A 1,405-nucleotide genomic window follows, 5' to 3' on the forward strand; every position below is an offset into this window, starting at 1 on the left:
GATCCTTCTGGATATAAATAATACCAATTTCCTTGATCATAAAGCCACTCTGTTGCAACACTTCCGTCATCCTTAAGATAATACCACCAACTATCTACATATTTCCAACCTGTTCCAGTAACCATTTTTCCACTAGAATTTACATGATATCCACCATCTGTATAATTATGTGCCATAGATCCATTATTATATAAAAAGTACCATCCACTATCATCTTGTACCCATCCTGTTGCCATAGATCCATCATAATGAAAATAATACCAATCACTATCTATATACTTCCATCCTGTAACCATTCTACCATAATCATCAAGATAGTACCATTTATCATTATCTTGCTTCCAACCTGTAGCCACTTCACCATCAGAAAAATAGTACCAATCTCCAGCTGCTTTGTCTTGTAGCCAACCTGTACCATTTATCATTTTACCTTTATTATTCAAATAAAATCCATCAATTGTGTTATTCCATGTCATTGATCCCTCAGGATAGTTAAAATAATACCAGTCACCATCTATCCTATTCCAACCTTTAACTACTTTTTCATTAGTCCCTACATAATACCAAGTACCATAGTAGTTTTCGTCGGTATTTACCCATCCCTGTCTTACCATTCTTCCATCTAAACCTAAATACCATTCATCAACTACTTTGCTCCATGCCATTGAGCCTCCAGGATAATTGAAATAGTACATATCACCATCTATATACTTCCAGCCTCTAACCAGTTTTCCATCAGAACCCACATAATACCAGGTGCCGCTATTATCCTCTTCAGTATTTACCCAACCTTCATCTGTTACCATTCTTCCGTCATGACCTAAAAAATTTCTTTCAACTTGAACACCATGTGCCATGGAACCTTCTGGATACAGATAATACCAGTATCCATCTAACTTCTGCCATCCTGTTGCCATTTCTCCGTTAGAATAGTAATAATACCAGCTACCATTGTCTTTTACCCATCTTGCTTCATTATCAGACATGGTAACTATCACCTCCTTCTTTCGCAAAAGGAGCATAAGTTTCTCTACTACTTCCGTTCATTATTACATTATTTCCTTTAATATAGAATTCATCTTCTATCAAAACTCCATGTGATTTATTTCTTTTCATTATTAATATTTGATTGTGAGCCTTTATTTTTACTTTCTTATGTGTTTTTATTAATATTTCTTTATCCGCATTTAATTTTAATTCATTTGAACTTTTAATGTAAACTCCTACTTTATCATTAAAACTTATACTTAAACTTTTTTTCCTTCCACCATTTATATTTAAAGCTCCTGGAAGCATTTCTATCTCACTTCCATGTTCTGAAGCAAAATATCTATTTTTTGTATCAGATGTTTTTTCACAAGTATCTCCATTTTTTCTTATGCAACCTGTAATAATTGGTTCTGCA

Annotated in this window: 2 pseudogenes; both read right to left on the reverse strand. The window is 33.6% G+C overall.

What is annotated here, in order from left to right:
* Positions 1-986: pseudogene (locus KYD98_RS18005) on the reverse strand (N-acetylmuramoyl-L-alanine amidase family protein); the annotation flags it as partial.
* Positions 979-1,405 (reverse strand): annotated as a pseudogene (locus KYD98_RS18010) (late control protein D); the annotation flags it as partial. The pseudogenes KYD98_RS18005 and KYD98_RS18010, both read right to left, overlap by 8 nt.

The sequence above is a fragment of the Clostridium weizhouense genome (genome assembly GCF_019431045.1).
Classification (GTDB): domain Bacteria; phylum Bacillota; class Clostridia; order Clostridiales; family Clostridiaceae; genus Clostridium; species Clostridium weizhouense.